General features: G+C 67.0%; 21 protein-coding genes. 7 read left to right on the forward strand and 14 right to left on the reverse strand.

Annotation, left to right across the window (positions count from 1 at the left end):
* Positions 1–46: 46 nt before the first annotated feature.
* From RBB46_RS17340 to RBB46_RS17360, 5 genes are all read left to right on the forward strand, one after another.
* Positions 47–1,201 carry an ABC transporter substrate-binding protein gene (locus RBB46_RS17340; RefSeq protein ID WP_306030272.1) on the forward strand — a complete coding sequence of 385 codons (1,155 nt, stop codon included), beginning with the start codon at positions 47–49 and terminating at the stop codon, positions 1,199–1,201.
* A gap of 154 nt (positions 1,202–1,355) precedes the next feature.
* Entirely contained in the window at positions 1,356–2,228 is an 873-nt protein-coding gene (locus tag RBB46_RS17345) for a branched-chain amino acid ABC transporter permease (RefSeq protein ID WP_306030273.1), read from the forward strand.
* On the forward strand, positions 2,228–3,175 hold the full coding sequence (locus RBB46_RS17350) for a branched-chain amino acid ABC transporter permease (protein WP_306030274.1): 948 nt from the start codon (positions 2,228–2,230) through the stop codon (positions 3,173–3,175). Before RBB46_RS17345 ends, RBB46_RS17350 begins: the two co-directional genes overlap by 1 nt.
* On the forward strand, positions 3,172–3,975 hold the full coding sequence (locus tag RBB46_RS17355) for an ABC transporter ATP-binding protein (RefSeq protein WP_306030275.1): 804 nt from the start codon (positions 3,172–3,174) through the stop codon (positions 3,973–3,975). The genes RBB46_RS17350 and RBB46_RS17355 overlap by 4 nt, the downstream gene beginning before the upstream one ends.
* Complete coding sequence (locus RBB46_RS17360) at positions 3,962–4,684, forward strand: ABC transporter ATP-binding protein (RefSeq protein WP_306030276.1); 723 nt, start codon at positions 3,962–3,964, stop codon at positions 4,682–4,684. Before RBB46_RS17355 ends, RBB46_RS17360 begins: the two co-directional genes overlap by 14 nt.
* 22 nt (positions 4,685–4,706) lie before the next feature.
* Here the strand turns inward: RBB46_RS17360 and RBB46_RS17365 are convergent, their stop codons facing one another.
* The 9 genes from RBB46_RS17365 to RBB46_RS17405 form a co-directional block, all read right to left on the reverse strand.
* Entirely contained in the window at positions 4,707–5,132 is a 426-nt protein-coding gene (locus tag RBB46_RS17365; RefSeq protein ID WP_306030277.1) for a cytochrome c, read from the reverse strand.
* On the reverse strand, positions 5,129–5,551 hold the full coding sequence (gene cueR / locus RBB46_RS17370; RefSeq protein WP_306030278.1) for a Cu(I)-responsive transcriptional regulator: 423 nt from the start codon (positions 5,549–5,551) through the stop codon (positions 5,129–5,131). The genes RBB46_RS17365 and cueR overlap by 4 nt, the downstream gene beginning before the upstream one ends.
* Positions 5,552–5,667: 116 nt before the next feature.
* Positions 5,668–6,969 (reverse strand): FAD-binding oxidoreductase, encoded by a 1,302-nt coding sequence (locus tag RBB46_RS17375; RefSeq protein WP_306030279.1) that lies wholly within the window; start codon positions 6,967–6,969, stop codon positions 5,668–5,670.
* Entirely contained in the window at positions 6,969–8,603 is a 1,635-nt protein-coding gene (locus RBB46_RS17380; protein ID WP_306030280.1) for a GMC family oxidoreductase, read from the reverse strand. Before RBB46_RS17380 ends, RBB46_RS17375 begins: the two co-directional genes overlap by 1 nt.
* A gap of 16 nt (positions 8,604–8,619) precedes the next feature.
* A complete protein-coding gene (locus tag RBB46_RS17385) occupies positions 8,620–9,480 on the reverse strand; it encodes an ABC transporter permease (RefSeq protein ID WP_306030281.1) in 861 nt (286 codons plus the stop codon).
* A 4-nt stretch (positions 9,481–9,484) separates the two neighbouring features.
* A complete protein-coding gene (locus RBB46_RS17390) occupies positions 9,485–10,357 on the reverse strand; it encodes an ABC transporter permease (protein WP_306030282.1) in 873 nt (290 codons plus the stop codon).
* On the reverse strand, positions 10,354–11,475 hold the full coding sequence (locus RBB46_RS17395) for an ABC transporter ATP-binding protein (protein ID WP_306030283.1): 1,122 nt from the start codon (positions 11,473–11,475) through the stop codon (positions 10,354–10,356). The genes RBB46_RS17390 and RBB46_RS17395 overlap by 4 nt, the downstream gene beginning before the upstream one ends.
* 174 nt (positions 11,476–11,649) lie before the next feature.
* Entirely contained in the window at positions 11,650–12,720 is a 1,071-nt protein-coding gene (locus RBB46_RS17400) for an extracellular solute-binding protein (protein ID WP_306030284.1), read from the reverse strand.
* A 170-nt stretch (positions 12,721–12,890) separates the two neighbouring features.
* Positions 12,891–14,369, reverse strand: a complete 1,479-nt coding sequence (locus RBB46_RS17405; protein ID WP_306030285.1) for a PLP-dependent aminotransferase family protein — start codon at positions 14,367–14,369, stop codon at positions 12,891–12,893.
* A 166-nt stretch (positions 14,370–14,535) separates the two neighbouring features.
* Here RBB46_RS17405 and RBB46_RS17410 point away from each other — a divergent pair, with 166 nt between their 5' ends.
* Together RBB46_RS17410 and RBB46_RS17415 are read left to right on the forward strand one after the other, a co-directional pair.
* On the forward strand, positions 14,536–15,642 hold the full coding sequence (locus RBB46_RS17410; RefSeq protein WP_306030286.1) for a mandelate racemase/muconate lactonizing enzyme family protein: 1,107 nt from the start codon (positions 14,536–14,538) through the stop codon (positions 15,640–15,642).
* Between the two features lie 3 nt (positions 15,643–15,645).
* Entirely contained in the window at positions 15,646–17,136 is a 1,491-nt protein-coding gene (locus tag RBB46_RS17415; RefSeq protein ID WP_306030287.1) for an aldehyde dehydrogenase family protein, read from the forward strand.
* 9 nt (positions 17,137–17,145) lie between these two features.
* On the opposite strand, the gene RBB46_RS17420 is transcribed toward RBB46_RS17415, so the two are convergent.
* The 5 genes from RBB46_RS17420 to RBB46_RS17440 all read right to left on the reverse strand — a co-directional run bounded on the left by RBB46_RS17420 (position 17,146) and on the right by RBB46_RS17440 (position 22,878).
* Positions 17,146–18,168, reverse strand: coding sequence for a histone deacetylase family protein (locus tag RBB46_RS17420; protein WP_306030288.1), 1,023 nt, complete (start codon positions 18,166–18,168; stop codon positions 17,146–17,148).
* Between the two features lie 89 nt (positions 18,169–18,257).
* The gene (locus tag RBB46_RS17425) at positions 18,258–19,190 is read right to left on the reverse strand and encodes a 3-keto-5-aminohexanoate cleavage protein (RefSeq protein ID WP_306030289.1); all 933 of its coding nucleotides are present in this window, start codon (positions 19,188–19,190) and stop codon (positions 18,258–18,260) included.
* Positions 19,191–19,198: 8 nt separating this feature from the next.
* Entirely contained in the window at positions 19,199–20,557 is a 1,359-nt protein-coding gene (locus RBB46_RS17430; protein WP_306030290.1) for an aspartate aminotransferase family protein, read from the reverse strand.
* On the reverse strand, positions 20,554–21,654 hold the full coding sequence (locus RBB46_RS17435; protein ID WP_306030291.1) for an ABC transporter ATP-binding protein: 1,101 nt from the start codon (positions 21,652–21,654) through the stop codon (positions 20,554–20,556). The genes RBB46_RS17430 and RBB46_RS17435 overlap by 4 nt, the downstream gene beginning before the upstream one ends.
* A gap of 78 nt (positions 21,655–21,732) precedes the next feature.
* Complete coding sequence (locus RBB46_RS17440) at positions 21,733–22,878, reverse strand: PotD/PotF family extracellular solute-binding protein (RefSeq protein ID WP_306030292.1); 1,146 nt, start codon at positions 22,876–22,878, stop codon at positions 21,733–21,735.
* Positions 22,879–22,917: the final 39 nt, after the last annotated feature.

Genomic DNA, 22,917 nt, shown 5'->3' on the forward strand with positions numbered 1-22,917 from the left:
ACGAAAGACCGAAAAAGACCTGCAACAATACCCCTGGGAGGAAACCATGGCTCGTTTTGCAAAATATCTCGGCGGCGCGGCGCTTCTGGCCGGCGCGGCCTTCGCCTGGAGCACTGCCGCCTCGGCCGAGACGATCAAGATCGGCGCGTCGCTGGCGGTGACCGGCCCGGCCTCGTTCCTTGGCGATCCGGAAGCCAAGACGCTGGAAATGTATGTGGCGAAGATCAACGAGGCCGGCGGCGTCAACGGCAAGCAGCTGGAACTCGTCGTCTATGACGACAGTGCCGATGCCAACAAGGCCCGCACCTTCGCCACCCGCCTCGTGGAGGACGACGAGGTCGTCGCCGTGGTCGGCGGTTCGACCACCGGCACGACGATGGCGATGATCCCGGTCTTCGAGGATGCCGGCATCCCGTTCATCTCGCTGGCCGGCGCCGTCGTTATCATCGACCCGGTGAAGGAGTTCACCTTCAAGACGCCGCATACCGACAAGATGGCCTGCGAGAAGATCTTCGCCGACCTGAAGGCGCGCGGCCTCGCCAAGGTGGGCCTGATCTCGGGCACCGGCGGCTTCGGCAAGTCGATGCGCGAACAGTGCGTGTCGGTGGTGGGCGACTACGGCATCGAGATCGTCGCCGACGAAACCTACGGCCCCGGCGATTCCGACATGACGCCGCAGCTCACCAACATCAAGAACGCGGCCGGCCTGCAGGCCGTCGTCAACCCGGGCTTCGGTCAGGGACCGGCGATCGTCACCCGCAACTACAAGCAGCTCGGCATCGACGTGCCGCTCTACCAGAGCCACGGCGTTGCCTCGAAGTCCTTCATCGAGCTTGCCGGCGATGCGGCCGAAGGCGTGCGCCTGCCGGCATCCGCGCTGCTCGTTGCCGACAAGCTGCCGGACAGCGACCCGCAGAAGTCCGTCGTCGCCGACTACAAGGCGGCCTATGAGGAAGCCACCGGCCAGCCGGTCTCGACCTTTGGCGGCCATGCCTATGACGGGCTGATGATCCTCGTCGAGGCGATGAAGCGGGCCGGCTCGGAAGACCCGAAGGCGATCCGCGGCGAGATCGAGAAGACCACCGGCTTCATGGGTACGGCAGGCGTCGTCAACATGTCGGCGGACGACCATCTCGGCCTCGACCTGACGGCCTTCCGCATGCTCGAGATCAAGGGCGGCGACTGGGCCCTGGCCGAGTAAACCGCGCCCCATCGATGACGGCCGCGCCGCGCCAAGGGACTTGTTCCCCTCGCGCGGCGCGGCCCGACCGGTCCCCTTCCCGCATCCGGGCCAGCAACACGGCCGGCAGACGGCCATGGACAAGGCCCGGGGCGGGAAACAACACGGCGAGCCCATGCCCGAACTGCTGCAATTCTGTGTGTCCGGCCTGACCGTCGGCGCGGTCTACGCGCTGGTCGCGCTCGGTTTCACCATCATCTACAACGCCTCCGACGTCGTGAACTTCGCGCAAGGCGAGTTCGTCATGATCGGCGGCATGACGACGGTCTTCGTCGCGGCCGCAGGCGTGCCGCTGCCGCTCGCAGCGCTCGTTGCCATCGCGGTCGCCATGGGCATCGGCCTGCTCCTGCACCGGCTCGCCATCGAGCCGGCACGCGGGGCCTCGGCCGTGACGCTGATCATCATCACCATCGGCGCCTCGATTTTCCTGCGCGGGCTGGCACAGGTCGTTTTCGACAAGCAGTTCCACTCGCTCCCCTCCTTTTCCGGCGACACGCCGATTGCCTTCGGCGGGGCGGCCATCCTGCCGCAGAGCTTCTGGGTGCTGGGCGGGGCGGCGGTGATCGTCGTGCTGCTGTGGGCCTTCTTCAACCGCACGCTGCTCGGCAAGGCGGTGCTGGCGACGGCGGCGAACCGGCTGGCGGCCAGGCTCGTCGGCATCAACACCTCCTTCGTCGTCGGCCTGTCCTTCGTGCTCTCCGCTGCGATCGGGGCCGTCGCCGGCATCCTTGTCACGCCGATCACCCTGACCAGCTACGATGTCGGCACCTTGCTGGCGCTGAAGGGCTTCGCCGCCGCCATGCTGGGCGGCATGGGCAACCCGCTCGGGGCGGTGGTCGGCGGGCTCACGGTCGGCCTGCTGGAGGCGTTCGGCGCCGGCTACATTTCCTCCACCTACAAGGACGCGATCGCCTTCATCGTCATCCTCGCCGTGCTGTTCGTCATGCCGGGCGGACTGTTCGGCAAGGCCAGCGTGGAGCGCGTGTGATGCTGAAAACCGTCCTCGCGCCCCGTTTCGCCGTGCCGCTGGTTCTGGCCGTGCTGGTGGTCGGGCTGTCCTTCGCCCTGCCCTCCAATTTCTATCTGCGGGTCGCAGCTCTCGTGTGGATCTCCGCGCTCGCCGTGATCGGGCTGAACCTTTTGATGGGCTATGCCGGGCAGGTGAGCCTTGGCCATGCCGGCTTCTTCGGCATCGGCGCCTATGCGGTGGCCGTGCTGCCGGCGCAGTTCTCGCTGCATCCCCTGCTCGCCGCCCTCGCCGGGGCGCTGGCGGCAGGCCTCCTCGCCTATGTCGTCGGCCGGCCGATCCTGCGGCTCAAGGGGCATTACCTCGCCGTCGCCACACTCGGTTTCGGCATGCTGATCGCCATGACGATCTCCAACGAGGCCTGGCTGACGGGCGGGCCTGACGGCATGCCGGTGGAGCGGCTGACGCTGCTGGGCTGGCGGGTGCGCGGCGCCGACACCTGGTACTGGATCACCGGCGGCCTTCTCGTCATCGGCGCGTGGATCGCCGGCAATCTCGTCGCCAGCCCGACGGGCCGGGCGCTCAGGGCACTGCACGATTCGGAAGTCGCGGCCCGGGTCGCCGGCATCGACGTGGCGCGGGCCAAGCTCACCGTCTTCGTCATCTCCGCCGTTTATGCCGCGGTTGCAGGTGCCGCGCTCGCCCTGGTCAACGGCTTCGTCACGCCCGACAAGGCGAATTTCATGCATTCCATCGAACTGGTGACGATGGTCGTGCTCGGCGGCATGGGTTCGATCCTCGGCTCGGTCGCGGGCGCGGCGATCCTCGTCGTGCTGCCGCAGGTGCTGACCAGCTTCCACGACTACGAGCACATGGTGCTCGGCCTGATCATGATGGTGATCATGATCGTGCTGCGCTCCGGCATCGTGCCCGGCCTTGCAAGCCTCCTTACGGGGAGACGCAAATGAACGCCCCGTCCACGCCCCTTCTCGCGGTCGAGGAGATCGGCATCTCCTTCGGCGGCGTGAAGGCGGTCGATCATGTCTCCTTCACCGCCAGCCCGGGCGAGGTCTTCTCGATCATCGGCCCGAACGGCGCCGGCAAGACGACGCTGTTCAACCTGGTTTCCGGCGTCTACCAGCCGAAGACGGGCAGCGTCCGGCTCGCCGGCGAGACCGTAACCGCGCTGGAGCCGAACCTGTTGGCGGCGCGCGGGCTGTCGCGCACCTTCCAGAACCTGCAGGTCTTCTTCCGCATGAGCGCGCGGGAAAACGTCATGGTCGGCCGCCACCTGAAGGAAAGGCGCGGGCTCCTCGCCCACCTGCTGGCGCTGCCCTCCACCGGCCGCCAGAACCGGGAAAGCACGGAACACGCCGACCGGCTGCTCGCCCGGGTCGGGCTTTCCGACCATGCCGATACGGCGGCGGCGAACATGCCCTATGGCGCCCTGAAGCGGCTGGAGATCGCCCGGGCGCTCGCCGCCGAACCGAAGGTGCTGTTGCTTGACGAGCCGGCCGCCGGCTGCAACCCGGTCGAGACCGAGGAGATCGAGCGGCTGATCCGCAAGATCGCCGACGAGGGCGTCGCGGTCGTTCTGGTCGAGCACGACATGAAGCTCGTCATGCGCATTTCCGACCGGATCCTGGTGCTCGACCAGGGTCGCATGCTGGCCGAGGGCCTTGCCACCGATATCCGCTCCAACCCGAAGGTCATCGAGGCCTATCTTGGAACCCACGGAACGCGGGAGGCCAATCTTGCGCTCGACTGATCCGCTTCTTGAGGTCTCCGGCCTGCGCTCCGCCTACGGGCGGATCGAGGCCCTGCACGGCGTCTCGCTCCAGGTGGACGCTGGCGAGATCGTCGCCCTTGTCGGGGGCAACGGCGCCGGCAAGACCACGTTGCTGCGCACCATCTCCGGCGTCCAGCCGATGAGCGGCGGCGGCCTCTCCTTCGCGGGACGGGACATCTCCCGGGCAAGCCCGCATGCGCGGGTTGCCGCCGGCATCGCCCAGGTTCCGGAAGGACGGCAGATCTTCGCCCCGCTCGCCATCGAAGACAATCTCCGGCTCGGCGCCTATCTGCGCAAGGATGCCGAAATCGCGGCGGATCTCGCCCGGGTCTACGACCTCTTCCCGGTGCTGAAGGAACGGCGGAAAAACCCGGCAGGCGGGCTTTCCGGCGGACAGCAGCAGATGCTGGCCATCGGCCGCGCCTTGATGAGCCGGCCGAAGCTGCTGCTGCTCGACGAACCGTCGATGGGACTTGCCCCGGTGCTGGTCGACCAGGTGTTCGAGATCATCACCAGGCTCAACCGCGAGGACGGGGTGACCGTCTTCCTCGTCGAGCAGAACGCCTTCGCGGCGCTCTCCATCGCCACGCGCGGCTATGTCATCGAGACGGGCGAGATCGCCATGGAAGGCAAGGGATCGGACCTTCTGGCCGACGACCGCGTGCGCGAGGCCTATCTGGGCGTCTGATCTGGGCGTCTGACAGCCGGTCTCAATAGATGCCGTTGGCGCGCTGCAGGGCGCGGACATAGGCGATGATCGCGGCGACGTCCTGCTGCGTCACATCCGGGACGGCCGGCATGTCGCCGAAGCTCCAGTGGTGCTGGCGCACGCCGCGCGCGATGGCGAGGAGGAACGCGCCATCGGCATGATGGGCCGGCTCGTAGATCACATGGACAAGCGGCGGCGCGATGCCGGCACGCCCGGCGGCGTTCTCGCCGTGGCAAACGGCGCAAGCGCCATCGAAGAGGTCCCTGCCCCGCGCCGCCACGCCCGCAAGCTCCGGCACGGCGACCCGCGCCATCGGCGCGCCGGCCGCCGTCTTTTCCGTGTCATCGCCACCGACAAGAAGGGAGAAGCCGCCGGCAGCGGCGAGCAGCAGCGCCGCGCCGGCAACAAGCGGCAGTCGGTGTCTCATCGCGGCGCCCGGGTCGCGCCGGTCTCCGGCAAGGGCCCGCCGGCAAGATCCTCGAGGATCGGACAGTCGGGCCGCTCGTCGCCGTGGCAGCACTGGACCAGGCGCTTGAGCGTCGCCTTCATGCCCTGCAGCTCGGCGATCTTGCGCTCGACCTCGCCGATCTTCTGGGTGGCGACGGCGCGCACGTCGGCACTGGCCCGGTGCTCGTCCTCGTAGAGCGAGAGCAGCGCGCGGCATTCCTCGATGGTGAAGCCGAGGCTGCGCGCCCTTTGCAGGAAGCGCAGGCGATGCACGTCCGTCTGCGAATAATCGCGATAGCCGTTGGCGGCCCGCGCCGGACGGATCAGCGCGATGTCCTCGTAATAGCGGATGGTCTTGGGCGGCAGGTTCGCATGTGCCGCAGCCTCGCCGATATTCATGGCAGCCGTCCCGTTGGATGATCGTCTCCCCCATGTGAGCCTTCCACTTACTGGAAGGTCAAGGGGGGCCGGTCCGCGTTTCGCCATCCGGCAGGCGCCGACCGGCGACCGGACCGCTAGATCCCCAGCCGGTCGAGCAGGCGATAGGCAAGGACGGACGGGCCCAGGAACCAGGGATTGCCGGTGTAGAAGGGGCGGGTTGGGAAGGCCAGCCCGTCAAAGGCCGTCGCCCCTTGCGCAAGACCCGCCGCCTGCTGGCCGATGCGCATGCCGAGATAGCTCGCCATGCCGACGCCGGAGCCGCAATAGCCCATGGCGTAGTGGAGCCCCTCGTCATTGCCGACATGCATCATCTCGTCGAACGTGTAGGCGACGAAGCCGACCCATGAATGCGAGACGCGGGTGCCGGTCAGCCTCGGGAACAGGCGGATCAGCTCGTCATGCAGCCGGACGGCGCTCTTTTTCGGGTCCGTCTCGGAGAGCGACACCCGCCCGCCGAAGAGGATGCGGCGGCGGTCTGGCGACGGCCGGTAGTAGTAGACAACCCGGCGCGTGTCGCAGAGCATTCGGTCTGTCGGCAACACCTCGTCCATCAGCGCTTGTGGCAATTCCTCCGTGGCGATCACATAGGAGCCGATCGGGATCACCCGCCGCCTGTGCCAGGGGCTGAGCGGTCCGCTGTAGCCGTTGGTCGCAAGCACCACCTTCTCGGCGAAAAGCGTGCCGCGCGCCGTGGCCAGGCGGAAACCGCCCGCCACCCGCTCCAGCCCCGCGACCGGGCAACGGGAGACGATCCGCGCGCCGGCGCGCTGCGCCACGTCCAGAAGCCCTGCGTGGTAGCGCCCCGGATCGACGCTGGCGACACGCGGATAGACGGCGCCGCCGTAATAGGCGTCGGTACCGATCTCGGCGTGCTGGTCGGCGCGCTCGACGGTGTAGGCGCCGGTGTCGAGCACCGGATGCGGCGTCTCCAGTTCACGCCGCATCGCCTCGAAGCGGCCGGGCGTATGCGCGCCATGGAAGCGGCCGCAGACAGAAAAGCCGCAATCGATCCCCTCTTCCGCGACGAGCCGGCCGACATGGTCGCGCGAGGCCTCCCCTTCCCTCAGGATCGCCGCCGCCCGGTCTCGGCCGTGGCGACGGGTGAGCGCTTCGAAATCCGGCTTGACCGAGGTGGAGATCTGGCCGCCATTGCGCGTGCTGCAGCCGAAGCCGGCTGCCTCCGCGTCGAGCACCAGCACGCTCGCGCCGGCGCGCGCCGCCGCGATCGCCGCGTTGAGGCCGGTATAGCCGGCGCCGATGACCGCCACGTCGATGCGCTCCGGCAGGGGAGCGTGCGCGGCTTCGGCGGCCGGCGGCGGCGTCTCGTCCCACCAGTAGGGATGCGGCTTGAAATCGGGGGTGAAGATGTCACTCATCAAAGAGGTGTCCGGTCGCTGGCGTGGTCTTCAAGGATCATGTCCGCACCCTTTTCCCCGACCATGATCGCCGGCGCATTGGTGTTGCCCGAGATCACCGTGGGAAAGATCGAGGCGTCGACGATACGCAGGCCCGCGAGCCCGTGCACCCGCAAACGCTGGTCGACGACGTCCACCTTCGGATCGGGGCCCATCCGGCAGGTGCTGACGGGGTGGAACACGGTGCCCGAACGGGCGCGGATGTCGGCGACGAGATCCTCGGCCGACTGCACTTGCGGCCCGGGGAGGATCTCCTGCGCGATCACGTCGGCAAAGGCTGGCGTTGCGGCAAGCTTGCGCAGGAAGCGCGCGCCCTCAAGCATCTCCTGCAGGTCGTGGTTGGTCGACAGGTAATTGGGGTGGATCGCCGGTGGCTCGAACGGGTCGGCGGAGCGGATTTCCAGATGGCCCCGGCTTGTCGGCCGGGTCGGCTGGATGCCGAGCAGGAAGCCGGGGAACGGGTCCGGGCTCATCAGCGGCCGCTTGCCCGGCGGGGCCTTCGTGTAGCTCACCGGCGAGAAAAAGAGCTGCATGTTCGGCCGGGCAAGCTCCGGCCTGGTGCGGAAGAAGCCGCCGCCCTGGTTGACGCCAAGCGACAGCGGCCCGCGCCGCGCCAGGAGATAGCGCAGCCCGTGCCAGAGCTTGCCGCGCAGCGGGCGGAGTTGCTGGTTCAGCGTCGGCACCTTCGAGCGGTAGAGATAGTCGAGCCCCAAATGATCCTGCAGGTGGCGACCGACGCCCGGCATCTCATGCAGGACCTCGATGCCCTTTCCGGCGAGAAGCGCGGCCGGACCGACGCCCGAGAGCTGCAGCAGCTGCGGCGAATTCACGGCGCCGGCGGCAAGGATCACCTCTCGCGCGGCGAACGCCGTCCGCCGCTCGCCCTTGCGCATGTACTCGATGCCGGTGGCGCGCGCGCCCTCGAACAGGATCCGCGTCGCCAGCGCATGCGTCGTAACGTGCAGGTTTGCCCGCCGCCTTGCCGGATGCAGATAGGCGCGCGCCGCCGACATGCGCAGCCCGCCCTTCGCCGTGTTCTGGTAGAGCCCGACGCCTTCCTGGTCAGCGCCGTTGAAGTCGGGATTGCGCCTCAGCCCCGCCTGTTCGCCGGCGGCGAGATAGGTCTGGCACATGGGGTGCAGGTCGCGCGCCAGGGTGGCGACGTGGAGCGGCCCGTCGCCGCCGCGCCAGTCGTCGGCGCCGGCATCGTTGGTCTCGGACTTGCGGAACCAGGGCAGCACGTCGTCCCAGCCCCAGCCGGGATTGCCCATCGCCTTCCAGTCTTCGTAATCCTGCTGCTGGCCCCGGATATAGACCATGGCGTTGATCGACGACGACCCGCCGAGCACCTTGCCGCGCGGCCAGTAGGAGGTCCGCCCGCCAAGGCCCGGGTCCGGCTCGGTCGTGTACATCCAGTTGATGCGCTTGTCGTAGAAGGCCTTGCCGTAGCCGATCGGCATCCAGATCCAGAAATTGAGGTCGCTGCCGCCGGCCTCCAGCAGCAGCACGCTGTAGCGTCCGCCGGCGCTGAGCCGGTCGGCCAGCACGCAGCCGGCCGAGCCGGCGCCGACAATGATGAAGTCGACTTTTGTCATGGCGGCGGAGGAGCCTTCAGGAAGCGGGCTTGTCCCGCTGCACCGCGATGGAGACCAGCGCGAGCAGGCCGGAACCGAGCATCAGGACGAAGGATACGGCATTCAGCACCGGGGTCGAGCCGACCTTCACCATGCGGTCGTACATGGTCACCGTGAGCGGCGCCTCGGAGCCGACGAGGAACAGCGTGGTGTTGAAGTTCTCGAAGGAGACGAGGAAGGCGACGATGCCGGCGGCGATCATCGCCGGGCGCAGGAAGGGCAGAGTGATCGTGGCGAGCACCCGCGCCCGGCTGGCGCCGAGATTGAGGGCCGCCTCCTCCATGGCGATGTCGAACTTCTTCAGCCGGGCGACGATCACCAGCGAGGTGATGGTGACGATGAAGGAGAACTGCCCGAGCACGACCAGCACGATGCCGGGCCTCAGGAAGGAGAGCTCGATCCCCGTCGTCGTCTCGATGAAATTGGCTACCGTGCTCGCCAGCACCAGGATCGAGATGCCGAGAATGACGCCGGGAATGACCAGCGGCACGATCATCACGATGTAGAGCGCGTTCTTGCCCGGGAAGTTGCCGCGCACGAACAGGAAGGCGTTGCAGGTGCCCACGAACACCGACAGCGCCGAGACGCAGGTGGCGATGACGAAGGAATAGTAGAGCCCGCGCAGCAGCCGCCGGTCATGGAACATGCCGAGCTTGGGTTCGGTGTCGGAGAAGAACCAGTCGAGCGTGAAACCCTGCCAGGGGAGCGCGGGAAACAGGGAATCGTTGAAGGCGAAAGTGCCGGCGGCGACAAGCGGTGCCGCCAGGAAGACGAAGAAGGCCGCCAGATAGAGCCGGTAGCCGATGAGGAAGAGGCCGGGGCGCGCGCTGTTGATCATGATCTCAGCTCCGCGCCACTGTGGTGGCGAGGCTCTGCCCCGACAGCTTCAGGCCGAGCCAGACGACGAGCGAGGTGAAGGCCAGCAGCAGGAAGCCGAAGGCCGCCCCGGATTCCCAGTTGTAGCGGGTGATGAACTGGTCGTAGATCTGCTCGGTGAACCAGCTTGAATTCTTGCCGCCGAGCAGGATCGGCGTCAGGTAGCTGCCCGCCGTCAGCATGAAGGTGACGATGCAGCCCGAGACGATGCCGGGCATGGCGTAGGGGATGATGATCCGGCGCAACACGGTGAAACCGTTGCCGCCGAGATTGTAGCCGGCCTCGATCATGGCGTTGTCCATGCCGTCGAGGGTGGAGACGAGCGGCACGATCATGAACAGGATCACCGTGTAGACGAGCCCCATCACCACGGTGGCGTCCGAGTAGAGGAACTCGACCGGTCCGCCGGCCAGGCCGCTCCATTGCAGCGCCGAGGAGATGACACCGGTCTCGCGCAGGAGCAGGATCCAGCCGAAGGCGCGGATCAGGTCGCTCACCCAGAGCGGGATCAGGATCACCAGGAACAGCGCGCCACGGGTCCGGTTGCCGGCGATCTTGGCGATGTAATAGGCGATGGGAAAGCCGATGACGAGGGCGAGCGCGGTGACCAGCAGCGACATGGAGCCGGTGCGCATCAGCGTGTTCCAGTAGATCGGCTCCTGGGCGAAATCGATGTAGTTGCCGAGGCCATATTCATAGACGCGCGGCGCCACCTTCTCGCGCAGCGACAACACGACCATGCCGGCATGCGGCAGCGCGATCAGCAGCACGATCCACAGCGTGAACGGCGCGAAGAGCAGGATCAGCGACAAGCGCCTGATGTCGCGGGCATTGGTCATGCGGCGCTCTCCGCGGCAAAGCAGCGGGTCTGGGCATGGGCCCAGGACAGCCGCACCGCCTCGCCCGGGCGCAAGTCCTCCGGGCCGCCGGTCAGCACCACGTCGGCCTCGATCAGGGCGTCCTGGGCACCGCGCACCAACACTCGGCTGTTGGCGCCGTTGAAGAGCAGGCTGTCGACCCTGCCTTCGATGACATTGCGCCCGTCCGTGTCCGGCAACGCCTCGCCGGCACGCTCGGCGCGGATGAATTCGGGCCGCACGAAGAGCTCGACCGCGCCCGCCTCGGCAAGCGGGCCAAGCCCGGCAGCGGCGCCCACCAGCGGCAACCCGCCCTGCGTCTCGACCCGCACCGCCCCGCCCGAGCGCGACAGGATGCGACCCGACCAGCGGTTGCTGTCGCCGACAAAGCCGGCGACGAAGGCCGTGTCCGGGTTGTGATAGAGCGCCTGGGGCGTGCCGATCTGGTCGAAGCGCCCCTTGTTCATGATCGCCACATAATCGGACATCACCAGCGCCTCGGACTGGTCGTGGGTGATGTAGATGAAGGTGGTGTTGAACTGGTGCTGCAAGAGTTTCAGCTCGATCTTCATCGCCTCGCGCAGCTTCAGGTCGAGCGCGCCAAGCGGTTCGTCGAGCAGCAGCACGTCCGGGTCGAGGACCATGCAGCGGGCGATGGCGATGCGCTGCTTCTGGCCGCCGGAGAGCTGGTGGATCTCGCGGTTCGCCACATCCGGCAGCGCGATGCGGGCGAGCACGTCCTTGACCTTGCGGTCGATCTCGGCCCTGGGCACCCGGTTGCAGCGCAGGCCGTAGGCGATGTTCTCGTAGACATTCATCATCGGGAACAGCGCCAGATGCTGGAACACCATCTTGACGTTGCGCTTGTTCGGCGGGGTGTTCAGCACCGAACGTCCCTTGATGCGGATATCGCCCGCACCCGGCTCCTCGAAGCCGGCGATCATGCGCATCAAGGTGGTCTTGCCGCAGCCCGAAGGCCCCAGAATGGAGAAGAAACAGCCGTTGGGGATCTCGAAGCTCACATCCCTGACCGCCTGCACGGAGCCGTAATTCTTGGAAACGCCGATGCATTCAAGGTCATGGGGCGCGGTCGATGTCATGCGGGAGCTCGCTCGGTTGCTTCGGATCGCGGACGCCGGTTCGTGCGCCGCTTGTTGCGGACAGGCACCGGCACAAAGGGGCTGACGCGCACGGGGGCGCCGGAGGAGACCAGCCGGGGAACCAAGGGACCCGGCACGCAAGCCTTGCGCGCCGGGTCATTCGGGACATCTGCGTCAGTTGGACGTTGCCGCCTGGATCTTCTCCAGCGTCTTGCCTTCCATGTCCTCGACACCGGGAGGAATGTTGGCGAAGAACTTGAGATTGTCGATATCGGCCGCGGTGAAGGCCGCCTTGACCGCTTCCTGCTTGTCTTCCGGCAGCAGTTCCTGGGCGCCCTTGATCGAGGCCAGCGCGCCGGTGCTCGCCGACATCAGCTTGACGATCTCCGGCTGCAGCACGAAGTTGATCCACTTGTAGGCGGCATCGTCCGCCTCGCCCTTGCGCGGGATCGCAAACGTGTCGATCCAGGCGAGCGCGCCGGTTGCCGGCGGCACGAAGACGATGTTCTTGTTCTCGCCGTAAAGCTTGAAGGCAGTGGAATCCCAGGTCTCGGAGGCGACGATCTCGCCCGAAAGCATCATCGCCGAAAGGTCGTCGCCGCCCTTCCAGTAGGCCTTGATGTTGTCCTTGCAGGCGATCAGCTTGTCGGCGACCTTGTCGAGCAGTTCCTGGTATTTGCCGAGATCCGCGTAGGTGGCGAAGGGGTCCTCGCCCATGGCGAAGGCCGTGCCGAGCAGGATCGTGCGGCGCAGGCGCATCGAGGTCTTGCCCTTGTACGCCGGATCGCAGAGATCGGCCCAGCTCTTCAGATCGGGCGCCTTGGTCTTGTCGACCATGATGCCGGACGTGCCCCACTGGTGCGGCACGGCATAGACGCCGCCGTCGATGGTGGTGTTGGCCTTGACGCCGTCGAGCAGCTTCGGCTCCATGTTGGAGGTGTCGATCTTCGACAGGTCGAGCGGCTTGTAGATGTCGTATTCGAGCTGCACGGCGTAGATGCGGTCATGGCTCGGCTGGGCCAGATCGAAGCCGGCGCCGCCGGTGGCGCGCAGCTTGGCGATCATTTCCTCGTTGTTGGAGAAGGTCACCTCGACATCGATATCGGGGTATTTCTCCTCGAACAGACGGATCACCTCCTCGGGCGCATAGGAGCCCCAGGTCAGCAGGCGCAGCGTCTCCGCATTCGCCGCACCCGACATCAGGGTCGCGACGAGCGCCCCGGCAAGAGTTGCTTTCAAACGCATTTCCAAGACCTCCCATTGGGACCGCACCGAAGAAGGACCTCCCCGCCCGTGGCAGCCACTGGGAGAAAGCTTAGTGAGCCATTGGACTGTGTCATATATCCATTATCGACCTTTCGTGCGGTCCAATTTTCCCATCGCAAAGAGACCGCTCTTGATGTCGAACATCGGCCTCAACCCGATGGCGGCCAGCCGCGCAGGGCTTCCGCCGCGCGGTGAATGTCGAGCGGGGTCGAGCTGCCGAAACCGATGACCACCCCCTTTTCCTCGACCGGCTGCAGACAGTAGCGGGAAATCGGCGCCAGCAGCACGCCGCGCTCGGCCGCCGCGGCGACGGCGCGATCCTCGCCGACACGCCCGCGGAGCAGGCCGATCGTGTGGAAGCCTCCCGATGTCGGCTGCACGTCGAGCTGTCCGGCGAAGGGCGCGAAAGCTTCGATCAGCGCCGCGTGGCGCTCCTCGTAGACCTGGCGCATGGCCCGGATATGAGTGGCGAAAAGCCCCTCCTCCATGAAGTCGGCGATCATCGCCTGCGGCGCCGTCGGCACGCCGCTCAGCCAGGAAACGCTCATCTGCGAGAAAGTCTCCACAAGGCCGCGCGGCGACAGGATGAACCCGACCCTGAGCGAGGGAAACAGCGACTTGGAGAAGGTACCGACATAGATCACCCGTTCCTGGGTATCGATGCTCTTCAGCGGCGGTTGCGGCTGGTTGGAGAAGGTGAACTCGCCGTCGTAGTCGTCCTCGACGATCAGGGCGTCGCTGTCTTCCGCCGCCTCCAGCAGTTCCAGCCGGCGGGCAAGGCTCATCACGTGGCCCAGCGGCTGCTGGTGCGACGGGGTAACGAAGGCGAGGCGGAAATGCGGCGCCTTGTCGAGCCCGTCGGCAACGACCAGGCCCTGCTCGTCGATGGCCACCGGCACGAGATCGGCGCCGTTCGAGACGAGCGCGTTGCGGGCGCCGATGGCGCCGGGGTTCTCGAACCAGACCCGGTCGCCGGGATTGAGCAGCAGGCTGCTGATCAGGGAGAAGGCCTGCTGCGCGCCGCCGACGACGAAGATCTGCTCCGGATCGCACTTGATGCCGCGCATGGCGTTGAGGTGGGTGGCGATGGCCGCGCGCAACCGCGACAGTCCGAACGGCTCGCCATAGCCCATCACCTCCTGCCGGTCGGCACGCCAGTGACGGGCCGACAGCCGCGCCCAGTGTGCCATGGGGAAGACATCAAGCGCCGGCAGCGCGGTGATGAAAGGCTGCATGCGATGCGGCAGCCGGCCGCGCGGAGCGAAATGGCGGGTGGCATGGCGGGTCGCGTGCGACAGGCGCGGCCGGGTGACGGCCTGCCGGTCCTCGGGGCGCGGCGGACGCGTGACCCGCTGCCCTTGCAAGGCGGTGCTGACATAGGTGCCGGCGCCGATGCGCGCCTCCAGCAACCCCTCCGCGATCAGCCGGTCGATGGCGTTGCTGACAGTGGTCCGCGACAGGTCGAGCTCGGCCGCAAGCGTCCGGCTCGCCGGCAGCCGCTCGCCCGCCTTGACGCCGCCGGTCAGGATGATGTCGCGCAGCGCCATATAGAGCTGGACGCTGACCTTGCGCCCCGCCGCGCGGTCGATACGGATCGAGGAAAGCAGTGCGCCGGCCTGGGTTTTCATGTGGCTCCGTTCCCCGTTTCCGCCGGCTCAACGGTCCGCCGGGGAGCCGCGCCGCTTCCAAATTGGCCCGCCTGAATCATCAAAATGGACCTTATCTCGCGGCCAATCGACAATAAAGTGCAGGCTCATCAAACGGCCCGTCGGCGGCCTGCCTTCCGAGGACATCATGAAGATTGCCAGGATCGAGACCTTCACCACGCAGTTCGTCTGTTTCGTGCGGGTGACGACCGACAGCGGCGCGACCGGCTGGGGCCAGGTCGCGCCCTACAATGCCGACATCACGGCGAAGGTGCTGCACCGCCAGGTCGCCCCGTACGCGCTCGGTGCCGACGCGCTCGACATTGCCGGTCTCGTCGACATCATTCCCGAGCGCGAGCACAAGTTTCCCGGCTCCTATGTCGCCCGCGCCATCGGCGGGCTCGACACCGCGCTGTGGGACTTGCGCGGCAAGCTTGAGGAAAAGCCGGTCTGCGCGCTGATCGGCGGGATGCCGGGCCGGGTCCGCGCCTATGCGTCCTCGATGAAACGCGACATCACGCCGGCCGAGGAGGCGCTCCGCTTCCAGCGGCTGCGCGATCGCTTCGGCTTCGAGGCCTTCAAGTTCCGTGTCGGCGCCGAATGCGGGCGCGACATCGATGAATGGCCGGGCCGCACCGAGGAGATCGTGCCAACGATCCGCAAGGCGCTCGGCGATACCGCCGAGCTTCTGGTCGATGCCAATTCCGGCTTCTCGCCGGCTCGCGCCATCGAGGTCGGCCGGATGCTGCAGGATCACGGCGTTGCCCATTACGAGGAACCCTGCCCCTATTGGGAATACGAACAGACGAAACAGGTGACCGACGCGCTCGATATCGACGTGACCGGCGGCGAACAGGATTGTTCGCTGGTCGACTGGCGGCGGATGATCGGAGACCGCGTCGTCGACATCATCCAGCCGGACATCTGCTATCTCGGCGGACTGACCCGCACGCTCCAGGTGACGGAGATGGCGGCGGCTGCCGGCATTCCGTGCACGCCGCATTGCGCCAATCTTTCCATGGTGACGCTGTTCACGATGCACCTGCTGCGGGCGATCCCCAATGCCGGCAAGTATCTGGAGTTCTCCATCGAGGTCGAGGACTACTATCCCTGGCAGGAGGGCCTGTTCGTCTCCTCCCCCTATGCGATCACCGACGGCCATGCGGTCGTGACGGACGCGCCCGGCTGGGGCGTCGAGGTCTCGCCCCAATGGCTGGCGAAGAGCGATCACCAGACCAGCGAAGCGGAAGGCTGACCCATGAACGCTCAAAGCGAACTCGTCGCACAGGTCCGGCGCACCGGCACCCTGCCCGACCTGCCGGACGGTCTCTATCTCGACGGAGGTTTCCGCCCCGCAACCTCGCGGAGAACGATGGAGAGCTTCGATCCCGGCAAGGGCGAGGCCTTCGCCAGCTTCGCGCGGGGCGATGCCGACGACGTCGATGCTGCGGTTACGAGCGCAGCCCGTGCGTTCGAAGCCGGGTGGCGGGACACAGCTCCGGTGGAGCGCGGACGCATCCTTGCCCGCGTGGCGCAGTTGATCCTTGCCGAGGCCGACCGTCTTGCCATCGCCGAATGCCTCGACAGCGGCAAGACGCTTGCCGAAGCGGAAGGCGACGTGCGCGGCGCGGCGCGCGCCTTCGAATATTACGCCGGCGCCTGCGACAAGCTGGAGGGGAAGACCTTCCCGCTGGGCGCCGGTTACCTCGGCTACTCCCTGCATGAGCCGGTCGGCGTCACCGCCCATGTGATCCCGTGGAACTATCCGATCTCGACGGCGGCGCGCGGCCTCGCACCGGCGCTCGCCGCCGGCTGCACGGTGGTCGCAAAGCCGGCCGAGCAGACGCCGTTCACGGCGCTGATGCTGGCGGACATCCTTTCCCGCGCCGGCCTTCCGGCAGGCGTGTGCAACGTGGTGACAGGGACCGGCGCGGAGGCCGGCGCACCGCTCGTCGGTCACCCCGGCATCGCCCATGTCACCTTCACCGGCTCGGTTGCGACCGGAAAGCGGGTGATGAAGTCGGCCGCCGATCACGTCACCCGGCTGGTGCTGGAGCTTGGCGGGAAATCACCCGTCATCGTGCTCAAGGACTGCGACAGGGAGGCGGCACTCAACGGCGTCCTGGGCGCCATCTTCGAGAATGCCGGCCAGATCTGTTCGGCCGGTTCGCGCCTCGTCATCGAACGCCGCATCGCCGACAGCTTCCTTGAGGAACTCGTCGCGCGGACGCGCCGGCTGACCCTGGGCCACGGCTTGCGCAACCCGGACATGGGCCCGGTCAGCTCGGCCGAGCATCTTGCGAAGATTTCCGGCTTCGTCGAGCGGGCAAGAACGCGCGGCTCGGAGATCCTGACCGGCGGCAACATCGCCAGCGATCCGCAGACCGGCCAGGGCTGGTTCTTCGAACCGACCATCATCGCCGACCGGCCGGCCGATGACGAACTGGTGCAGGAGGAGGTTTTCGGCCCGGTGCTGACGGTTCAGATCGCCGAGGATGCCGACCACGCGCTGGAGCTTGCCAACGGCACGCCCTTTGGCCTCGTTGCCGGCATCTACACAAGCGATCACGGCACCGCGCACCGCCTCGCCCGCCGTCTCGACGCGGGCCAGGTCTTCATCAACGAATATTTCGCCGGCGGCATCGAAGTCCCCTTCGGCGGCACCAAGCTCTCCGGTTTCGGCCGGGAAAAGGGGCTGGAGGGGCTTTTGAGCTACTGCCGGACCAAAAGCGTCGCCGCCAAGCTGTAGGAGCCTGGCCTATCCCTCCCTGAAGCCGGTCAGGAAGGCGGTGAGGTTGTCGCCCAGCGCGTCGCACAGATAGCCGCCTTCCTGGACGATCGCCGTCGGCAGCCCGATCCCGGCGCAGCGTGCCCCGATCCGCGCGAACCCGCCGGTGGATACGGTGAGGCCGCCGAAGGGATCGCCCTCGAACGCATCGAGCCCGAGAGCGACGACCAGGGCGCCGGGCGCGAAGGCGCGGATGCGCCCGATGGCGACATCGAGCGCGGCCAGAAACGGCTCGTCGCCCGACCCGCGCGGCAGGGGCAGGTTGAGATTGCAGCCAAGCCCCGCCCCCTCGCCCCGTTCCGAGGCATGCCCCCAGAAGAAGGGATAGAAGCGCACCGGATCGGCATGGATCGAGACGGTCAGGACGTCACCCCGACCGTAGAAGATCCCTTGCGTGCCGTTGCCGTGATGCAGGTCGACATCGAGAATGGCGACCCGGTCATGGGTTCGGCGCAACTCCTGCGCGGCGATCGCGGCGTTGTTGAGGAAGCAGAAGCCGCCGGCGAGATCGGCGAAGGCGTGATGCCCCGGAGGGCGGCTGAGCGCGTAGACGGCCCGCTCGCCGCCGACAACCATGCGCGCGGCATGGACGGCGGTCTGGGCGCTCCAGTAGGCCGCCTCCCAGGTCCCCTCCGAGATCGGGCAGGCCGTGTCGGCCATGTGATAACCGGCCTGGCCGACGGCCGATGCCGGGTAGGAAAAGTCCCGGCGGTCGGGATGAATGTTGGGCACCACTTCGGGCGAGGCATCGGGTATGCGCTGCCAGCGCGCGAAGATCGTCTCCAGGAATTGCAGGTATTCCGGCGTGTGGATTGCGGCCAGCGGCCCTGCCCCGTGATCGTCGGGAGCGACCTCGCCAAGTCCGGCGGCGCGGGCGCCCGCCAGCAGGCGGTCGATGCGGCCAGGCACCTCCGGATTGGGCTGCGGCGCGCCGGAGGAAAGGAAATGGCGCGGATCGTGCCGGTGCTGGGTTTTCGAGAATACCAGTTGCATGCAGGTTTCCGTCTGGTTGGCGGGTGCCGGCCCTGTCCGGTCGGGATCACGGCCTGCCGTGTTTCAAGTCTGAAGCTGCCCGAGGCATCCTAGAAGGCGACCTTGTCGCCCCCCTTGAGGCCAAGCATGGCGCGCGCCTCGGCGGGCGATGCGATGGCGTAGCCAAGATCCTCGAGAACCCGGCGGATGCGCGCGACCTGATGTGCGTTGTCGGGCGCCAGCGCGCGCCCGGCCCCGTCGGTCAGGCTGTCCTCCAGGCCGACGCGCGCGTTTCCGCCCATCACCACGCCCATGGTGGCAAGCCGCATCTGGTGGCGACCGGCCGCCAGCACGGAGAAGCGATAGGCATCGCCCAGCAGCCGGTCGGCGGTCGATTTCATGAACAGGAGGCTTTCGGGACTGGCGTCAATGCCGCCGAGAATGCCGAGCACGAACTGGACGAAGACCGGCGGCCGCACGAGCCCCTTCTTCAGGAAATAGGCCAGGGTCTGGATATGACCGGCGTCGTAGCATTCGAACTCGAACCGCGTGCCGCAGCCCTCGCCGATGTCCGCAAGGATGGTCTCGATATCGGCGAAGGTGTTCTTGAAGACGACATCGCGCGTCGCCTCCAGAAACCCCTTCTCCCACCCATGGACCCAGTCCTCATAGCGCGCGGCGAGCGGGAAGATGCCGAAATTCATCGAGCCCATGTTGAGCGAGCACATTTCCGGCCGGGCCGCGCGCGCCGGCGCCAGCCGTTCGTCCAGCGTCATCTGCGAGGAACCGCCAGTGGAGATGTTGACGACCGCGTCGCTCCCCTGCCGGATGCGCGGCAGGAAGCCCATGAAATGCTCCGGGTTGGCGCTCGGCCGACCGGTTTGCGGATCACGGGCATGGACATGCAGGATCGCAGCGCCCGCCCGTGCCGCGCCCAGCGCCTGCTCGGTCATCTCGTTCGCCGTCACCGGCAGGTGCGGGCTCATGGTCGGGGTGTGGATCGAGCCGGTCAGTGCGCAGGTGAGGATGATCTTGTCCGTCATCTTCCCGCTCACCCGTTGCCGACGGGAAGGCCGAAGCGGGCGGCGAATGCATCGAGGGAGGCGACAAGCTTCTCCATGATCTCGCCGATATGCTCCTCGGTCACGATCAACGGCGGGCAGACCATGAAATGGTCTCCCGTCCGCCCGCCGCGCGTGCGCCGCGAATAGATGATCAGGCCGCGCGCATAGGCTTCCTCGACGAGATGCACATGGGCGTCCATCTCCGTGGGAAGCGGTTCCATCGTGGCCGTGTCGGAAACCAGTTCGAAGGCCAGCAGCAACCCCTTGCCGCGCACATCGCCAATGAAGGGATAGCGGGCCTTCAGGCTCTCGAGTTCCCGCTTCAGGCGAGCGCCCATCAGATCGGCATTGGCGCAAAGCCCCTCGCGCTCGATCTCCTCCAGCACGGCCAGCCCGGCGGCGCAGGCGAGCGGGTTTCCGGCATAGGTGTAGCCATGCACGAAACCGCCCGAGGCAAGCACCGGCTCGACGATGCGCTCATGCGCCACCATGGCGCCGAGCGGCGCGTAGCCGGCGGCAAATCCCTTGGAGAAGGCAACGATGTCGGGTTTCAGATCCCAATGGGACCCGGCCAGGAACCGGCCCGTGCGCCCGGCCCCGGTCATCACCTCGTCGAGAATGAGGAGAATGCCGAATTCCCGGCAGATTTCCGCGATGCGGGCGTAATAGCTGCCCGGCGCGACCAGCGCCCCGGTCGCCGCCCCCCCGACCGGCTCCATGATGAAGGCCAGCACGGTCTCCGGTCCCTCGGAGAGGATCTTGTCGCGCAGCATTTCCGCATAGCGCAGGCCGCGCTCCTCGTGGGTGAGGTCGTCGCGGTCGAGATAGCAGGTCGGCGCCGGCACTTTCGGCATCTGGCGCATCATCGGCGCGAAGGGGTCGCTCATCACGTCCATGCCGGTCAGGGCCAGCGCGCCGAGCGTCGAACCGTGATAGGAGGGAAAGCGCGAGATCACCTTCCAGCGCCGCTCCTGACCGATGGCCAGCGCATGCTGGCGGGCAAGCTTGATGCAGCTCTCCACTGCCTCGGATCCGCCGGAGACGAAGAAGACGCGGTTCAGGCCCTCCGGCATGCGCTGCGCCGTCGCGGTGGCCAGCCGCTCGGCCGGCTCGTTCTCGAAATGCAGGCGATAGGCGAAGGTCGCTTTTTCCATCTGCGCCCGCATGGCCGCGAGCACGCGTTCGTTGGAATGGCCGATATTGGCGACCATGGCACCGCTGGAGCCATCGAGATAGCGCTTGCCGTCGACATCCCAGATGTAGACGCCGCGCGCCTCGGCGACGAGCGGGCGCCGCCCCCGGCTCTGGTAGAACAGGTTCGAGGCCGGCTGGCGCACCATGTTCATGGGCGATCCTCGAGCGGCACCAGCGCGCAATCGCGCCCCCGGATCACGGCATTTACCCTGTCGCCGCGCCGGAAGGGCCTTTCCTCGATCGGATTGAGCGCCTGCAACGTGCGCCCGGCGACCTCGACGAAATAGCGCGCCGCCTGACCCTGGTAGTCGACCGCCGTGACCTCTCCCGGCAGGGACAGCGCGTCGGCATGCGGCGTGTCGTCCTCAGCGCCCAGGAAGAGCTTTTCCGCACGCACGACGATACTGGCGGCCGCGCCCTCGCCGATGCCCCGGCTGCGCGATGCCGGCACGAGAAGCTCGCCAATCCCCTCCACGGCAACCGAAACGGTCTCGCCGCTGCTCTTGCCGACCCTGCCCTCGACGAGATTGGCATTGCCGAGGAAACGCGCGACGAAGGCCGACTTCGGACTGCGGTAGACCTCTTCCGGCGCGCCGACCTGCTCCACATGCCCCTTGCTCATCACGACGATGCGGTCGGACATGGCGAGCGCCTCGGACTGGTCGTGGGTGACGAAGATCGTGGTGATGCCGAGGTGAACCTGGATGCGCTTCAGCTCCACCCGCATGTCCTCGCGCAGATTGGCGTCGAGCGCCGAGAGCGGCTCGTCGAGGAGCAGGACGTCGGGCTCGATGACGATGGCCCGCGCCAGGGCGATACGCTGCTGCTGACCGCCCGAGAGCTGGCGCGGAAAGCGGTCGCCCATATCGGGAAGCTGGACGAGCTCCAGCGCGCGGGCGACCTTCCCGGCGATCTCGCCGCGCGGAACATCACGGTAGCGCAGGCCGAAGGCGACATTGTCGAAAATCGTCTTGTGCGGAAAGAGGGCATAGTTCTGGAAGACAATGCCCAGGTTGCGCTTGTGGATCGGGGTATGGGTGACGCTGCGCCCCTTGATGACGATCTCGCCCTCGCTGGGCTCCAGCAGGCCGGCGATCATCCTCAAGGTCGTCGTCTTGCCGCAACCGGAGGGACCCAGAAGCGTGACGAAACTGCCCTCCTCGATGTCGAGGTCCATGCGGTGAACCGCCGTCAGCCCCCCGAAGCGCTTGACGATGCCGTTCAACTGGACGGCGCTGGAATTTGCCATGGTGATGATCCGCATATCCCGAAGGGAGCAAAGAGGCGGACGGGGCGATCCCCGTCCGCGCGATCCGACACGCCGGATCTAGTAGCCGCGCTCGACCCGGCTGTAGACGCGAGCCCACTCCTCCTCGTTGCCGTTCCAGTATTCGGCATTGAAGAAGTTGAGACCTTCGAGCGTCCCGCTCGGATCGAAGGCCGGCAGCGCCTTGACCTTGTCGGAGAGCTCCACCTTGGCGGGATCGAGGGCCGGCGGATAGTTCTGCCCTTCGGCCACAGCGATCGCCACCTCCGGCTCCAGCATGAAGTTCAGGAGCTCCTCGCAGGCTTCCATCGGGCTGCCCTTGAGCACGAAGATGCACTCCTGCCAGCCGAGGCCGCCGGGCGGATCGAGGTAGCCGATGTCGTGGCCCTGGTCCTGGAGCGCCTTGATGCGTCCCGACCAGCCCTCGGTGACATAGATCTCCTCTTCCGCCAAAAGGCTCATCAGTTCCGCACCCGAGCCCCAGTATTTGAGCACCAGGTCGCGATTGGCGCGGATGGCATCCCAGACGGCGTCCATGTCGCCGATATTGTTGGGGTCCTGGTCGCTTTGCAGCGCGCCGTACCAGATGCGCGTCTTCCAGTCGCTCCAGCCGCCGATCTTGCCCTTGTAGGCGGCATCGATGAGGATCTTGGCACCCTTCTCCTTCATCTCGTCATCGGAGATGTGCTTGCGGTTGTAGGCAATGCCGGTGGTGCCATAGTCATAGGGCACGGCGGAGAGTTTGCCGCCGGTGATGCCACGGAAGACATCCTGCAGCGCGGGGATGACATTGGCGAGATTGGGGATGTTGTCCTCGTTGAGCTCCGAGGTCAGCTCCAGCCCGTGATAGCGGGCATAGTCGAAAACGCCGGACAGATGGGCCAGGTTGAACTCGCCCGGCTGGCTCGCCCGCACGCGGGCGATGTATTCGTCCGCCCCGCCGAACGTGCCGTCGACGACGGCGATGCCGGTCTTCTTGGTGTAGGGGTCGAAGGCATGCTGGCGGAAGGCCTCGGAGACGACACCGCCCCAGCCGTCGAAACGCACCTGCTCGGGCGTCGCCGCCCGGGCGAAGTTGCGGAACGGGCCTCCCATCACCCCGTAGGCCGCGGCCGAGGCGCCGATGAGGCCGAGCATGGCGCGGCGGCTCACATCCCCGTGGCGGTAGCGGTCGAGCAGTCGTTCGTAGCGTCTGGTGTTGTCCATTTCAGGCTCCCGTTTCTGACTGTTGCACCCGCGGATTTA

It is taken from the genome of Stappia sp. MMSF_3263 (assembly GCF_030733745.1).
GTDB lineage: Bacteria > Pseudomonadota > Alphaproteobacteria > Rhizobiales > Stappiaceae > Stappia.

Excerpts from the sequence above, each read along its gene's own strand:
- RBB46_RS17340 (WP_306030272.1), top strand. The coding sequence starts at position 47 with ATGGCTCGTTTTGCAAAATATCTCGGCGGCGCGGCGCTTCTGGCCGGC.
- RBB46_RS17345 (WP_306030273.1), top strand. The coding sequence starts at position 1,356 with ATGCCCGAACTGCTGCAATTCTGTGTGTCCGGCCTGACCGTCGGCGCG.
- RBB46_RS17350 (WP_306030274.1), top strand. The coding sequence starts at position 2,228 with ATGCTGAAAACCGTCCTCGCGCCCCGTTTCGCCGTGCCGCTGGTTCTG.
- RBB46_RS17355 (WP_306030275.1), top strand. The coding sequence starts at position 3,172 with ATGAACGCCCCGTCCACGCCCCTTCTCGCGGTCGAGGAGATCGGCATC.
- RBB46_RS17365 (WP_306030277.1), bottom strand. The coding sequence starts at position 5,132 with ATGAGACACCGACTGCCGCTTGTTGCCGGCGCGGCGCTGCTGCTCGCC.
- cueR (WP_306030278.1), bottom strand. The coding sequence starts at position 5,551 with ATGAATATCGGCGAGGCTGCGGCACATGCGAACCTGCCGCCCAAGACC.
- RBB46_RS17375 (WP_306030279.1), bottom strand. The coding sequence starts at position 6,969 with ATGAGTGACATCTTCACCCCCGATTTCAAGCCGCATCCCTACTGGTGG.
- RBB46_RS17380 (WP_306030280.1), bottom strand. The coding sequence starts at position 8,603 with ATGACAAAAGTCGACTTCATCATTGTCGGCGCCGGCTCGGCCGGCTGC.
- RBB46_RS17385 (WP_306030281.1), bottom strand. The coding sequence starts at position 9,480 with ATGATCAACAGCGCGCGCCCCGGCCTCTTCCTCATCGGCTACCGGCTC.
- RBB46_RS17390 (WP_306030282.1), bottom strand. The coding sequence starts at position 10,357 with ATGACCAATGCCCGCGACATCAGGCGCTTGTCGCTGATCCTGCTCTTC.
- RBB46_RS17395 (WP_306030283.1), bottom strand. The coding sequence starts at position 11,475 with ATGACATCGACCGCGCCCCATGACCTTGAATGCATCGGCGTTTCCAAG.
- RBB46_RS17400 (WP_306030284.1), bottom strand. The coding sequence starts at position 12,720 with ATGCGTTTGAAAGCAACTCTTGCCGGGGCGCTCGTCGCGACCCTGATG.
- RBB46_RS17405 (WP_306030285.1), bottom strand. The coding sequence starts at position 14,369 with ATGAAAACCCAGGCCGGCGCACTGCTTTCCTCGATCCGTATCGACCGC.
- RBB46_RS17410 (WP_306030286.1), top strand. The coding sequence starts at position 14,536 with ATGAAGATTGCCAGGATCGAGACCTTCACCACGCAGTTCGTCTGTTTC.
- RBB46_RS17415 (WP_306030287.1), top strand. The coding sequence starts at position 15,646 with ATGAACGCTCAAAGCGAACTCGTCGCACAGGTCCGGCGCACCGGCACC.
- RBB46_RS17420 (WP_306030288.1), bottom strand. The coding sequence starts at position 18,168 with ATGCAACTGGTATTCTCGAAAACCCAGCACCGGCACGATCCGCGCCAT.
- RBB46_RS17425 (WP_306030289.1), bottom strand. The coding sequence starts at position 19,190 with ATGACGGACAAGATCATCCTCACCTGCGCACTGACCGGCTCGATCCAC.
- RBB46_RS17430 (WP_306030290.1), bottom strand. The coding sequence starts at position 20,557 with ATGAACATGGTGCGCCAGCCGGCCTCGAACCTGTTCTACCAGAGCCGG.
- RBB46_RS17435 (WP_306030291.1), bottom strand. The coding sequence starts at position 21,654 with ATGGCAAATTCCAGCGCCGTCCAGTTGAACGGCATCGTCAAGCGCTTC.
- RBB46_RS17440 (WP_306030292.1), bottom strand. The coding sequence starts at position 22,878 with ATGGACAACACCAGACGCTACGAACGACTGCTCGACCGCTACCGCCAC.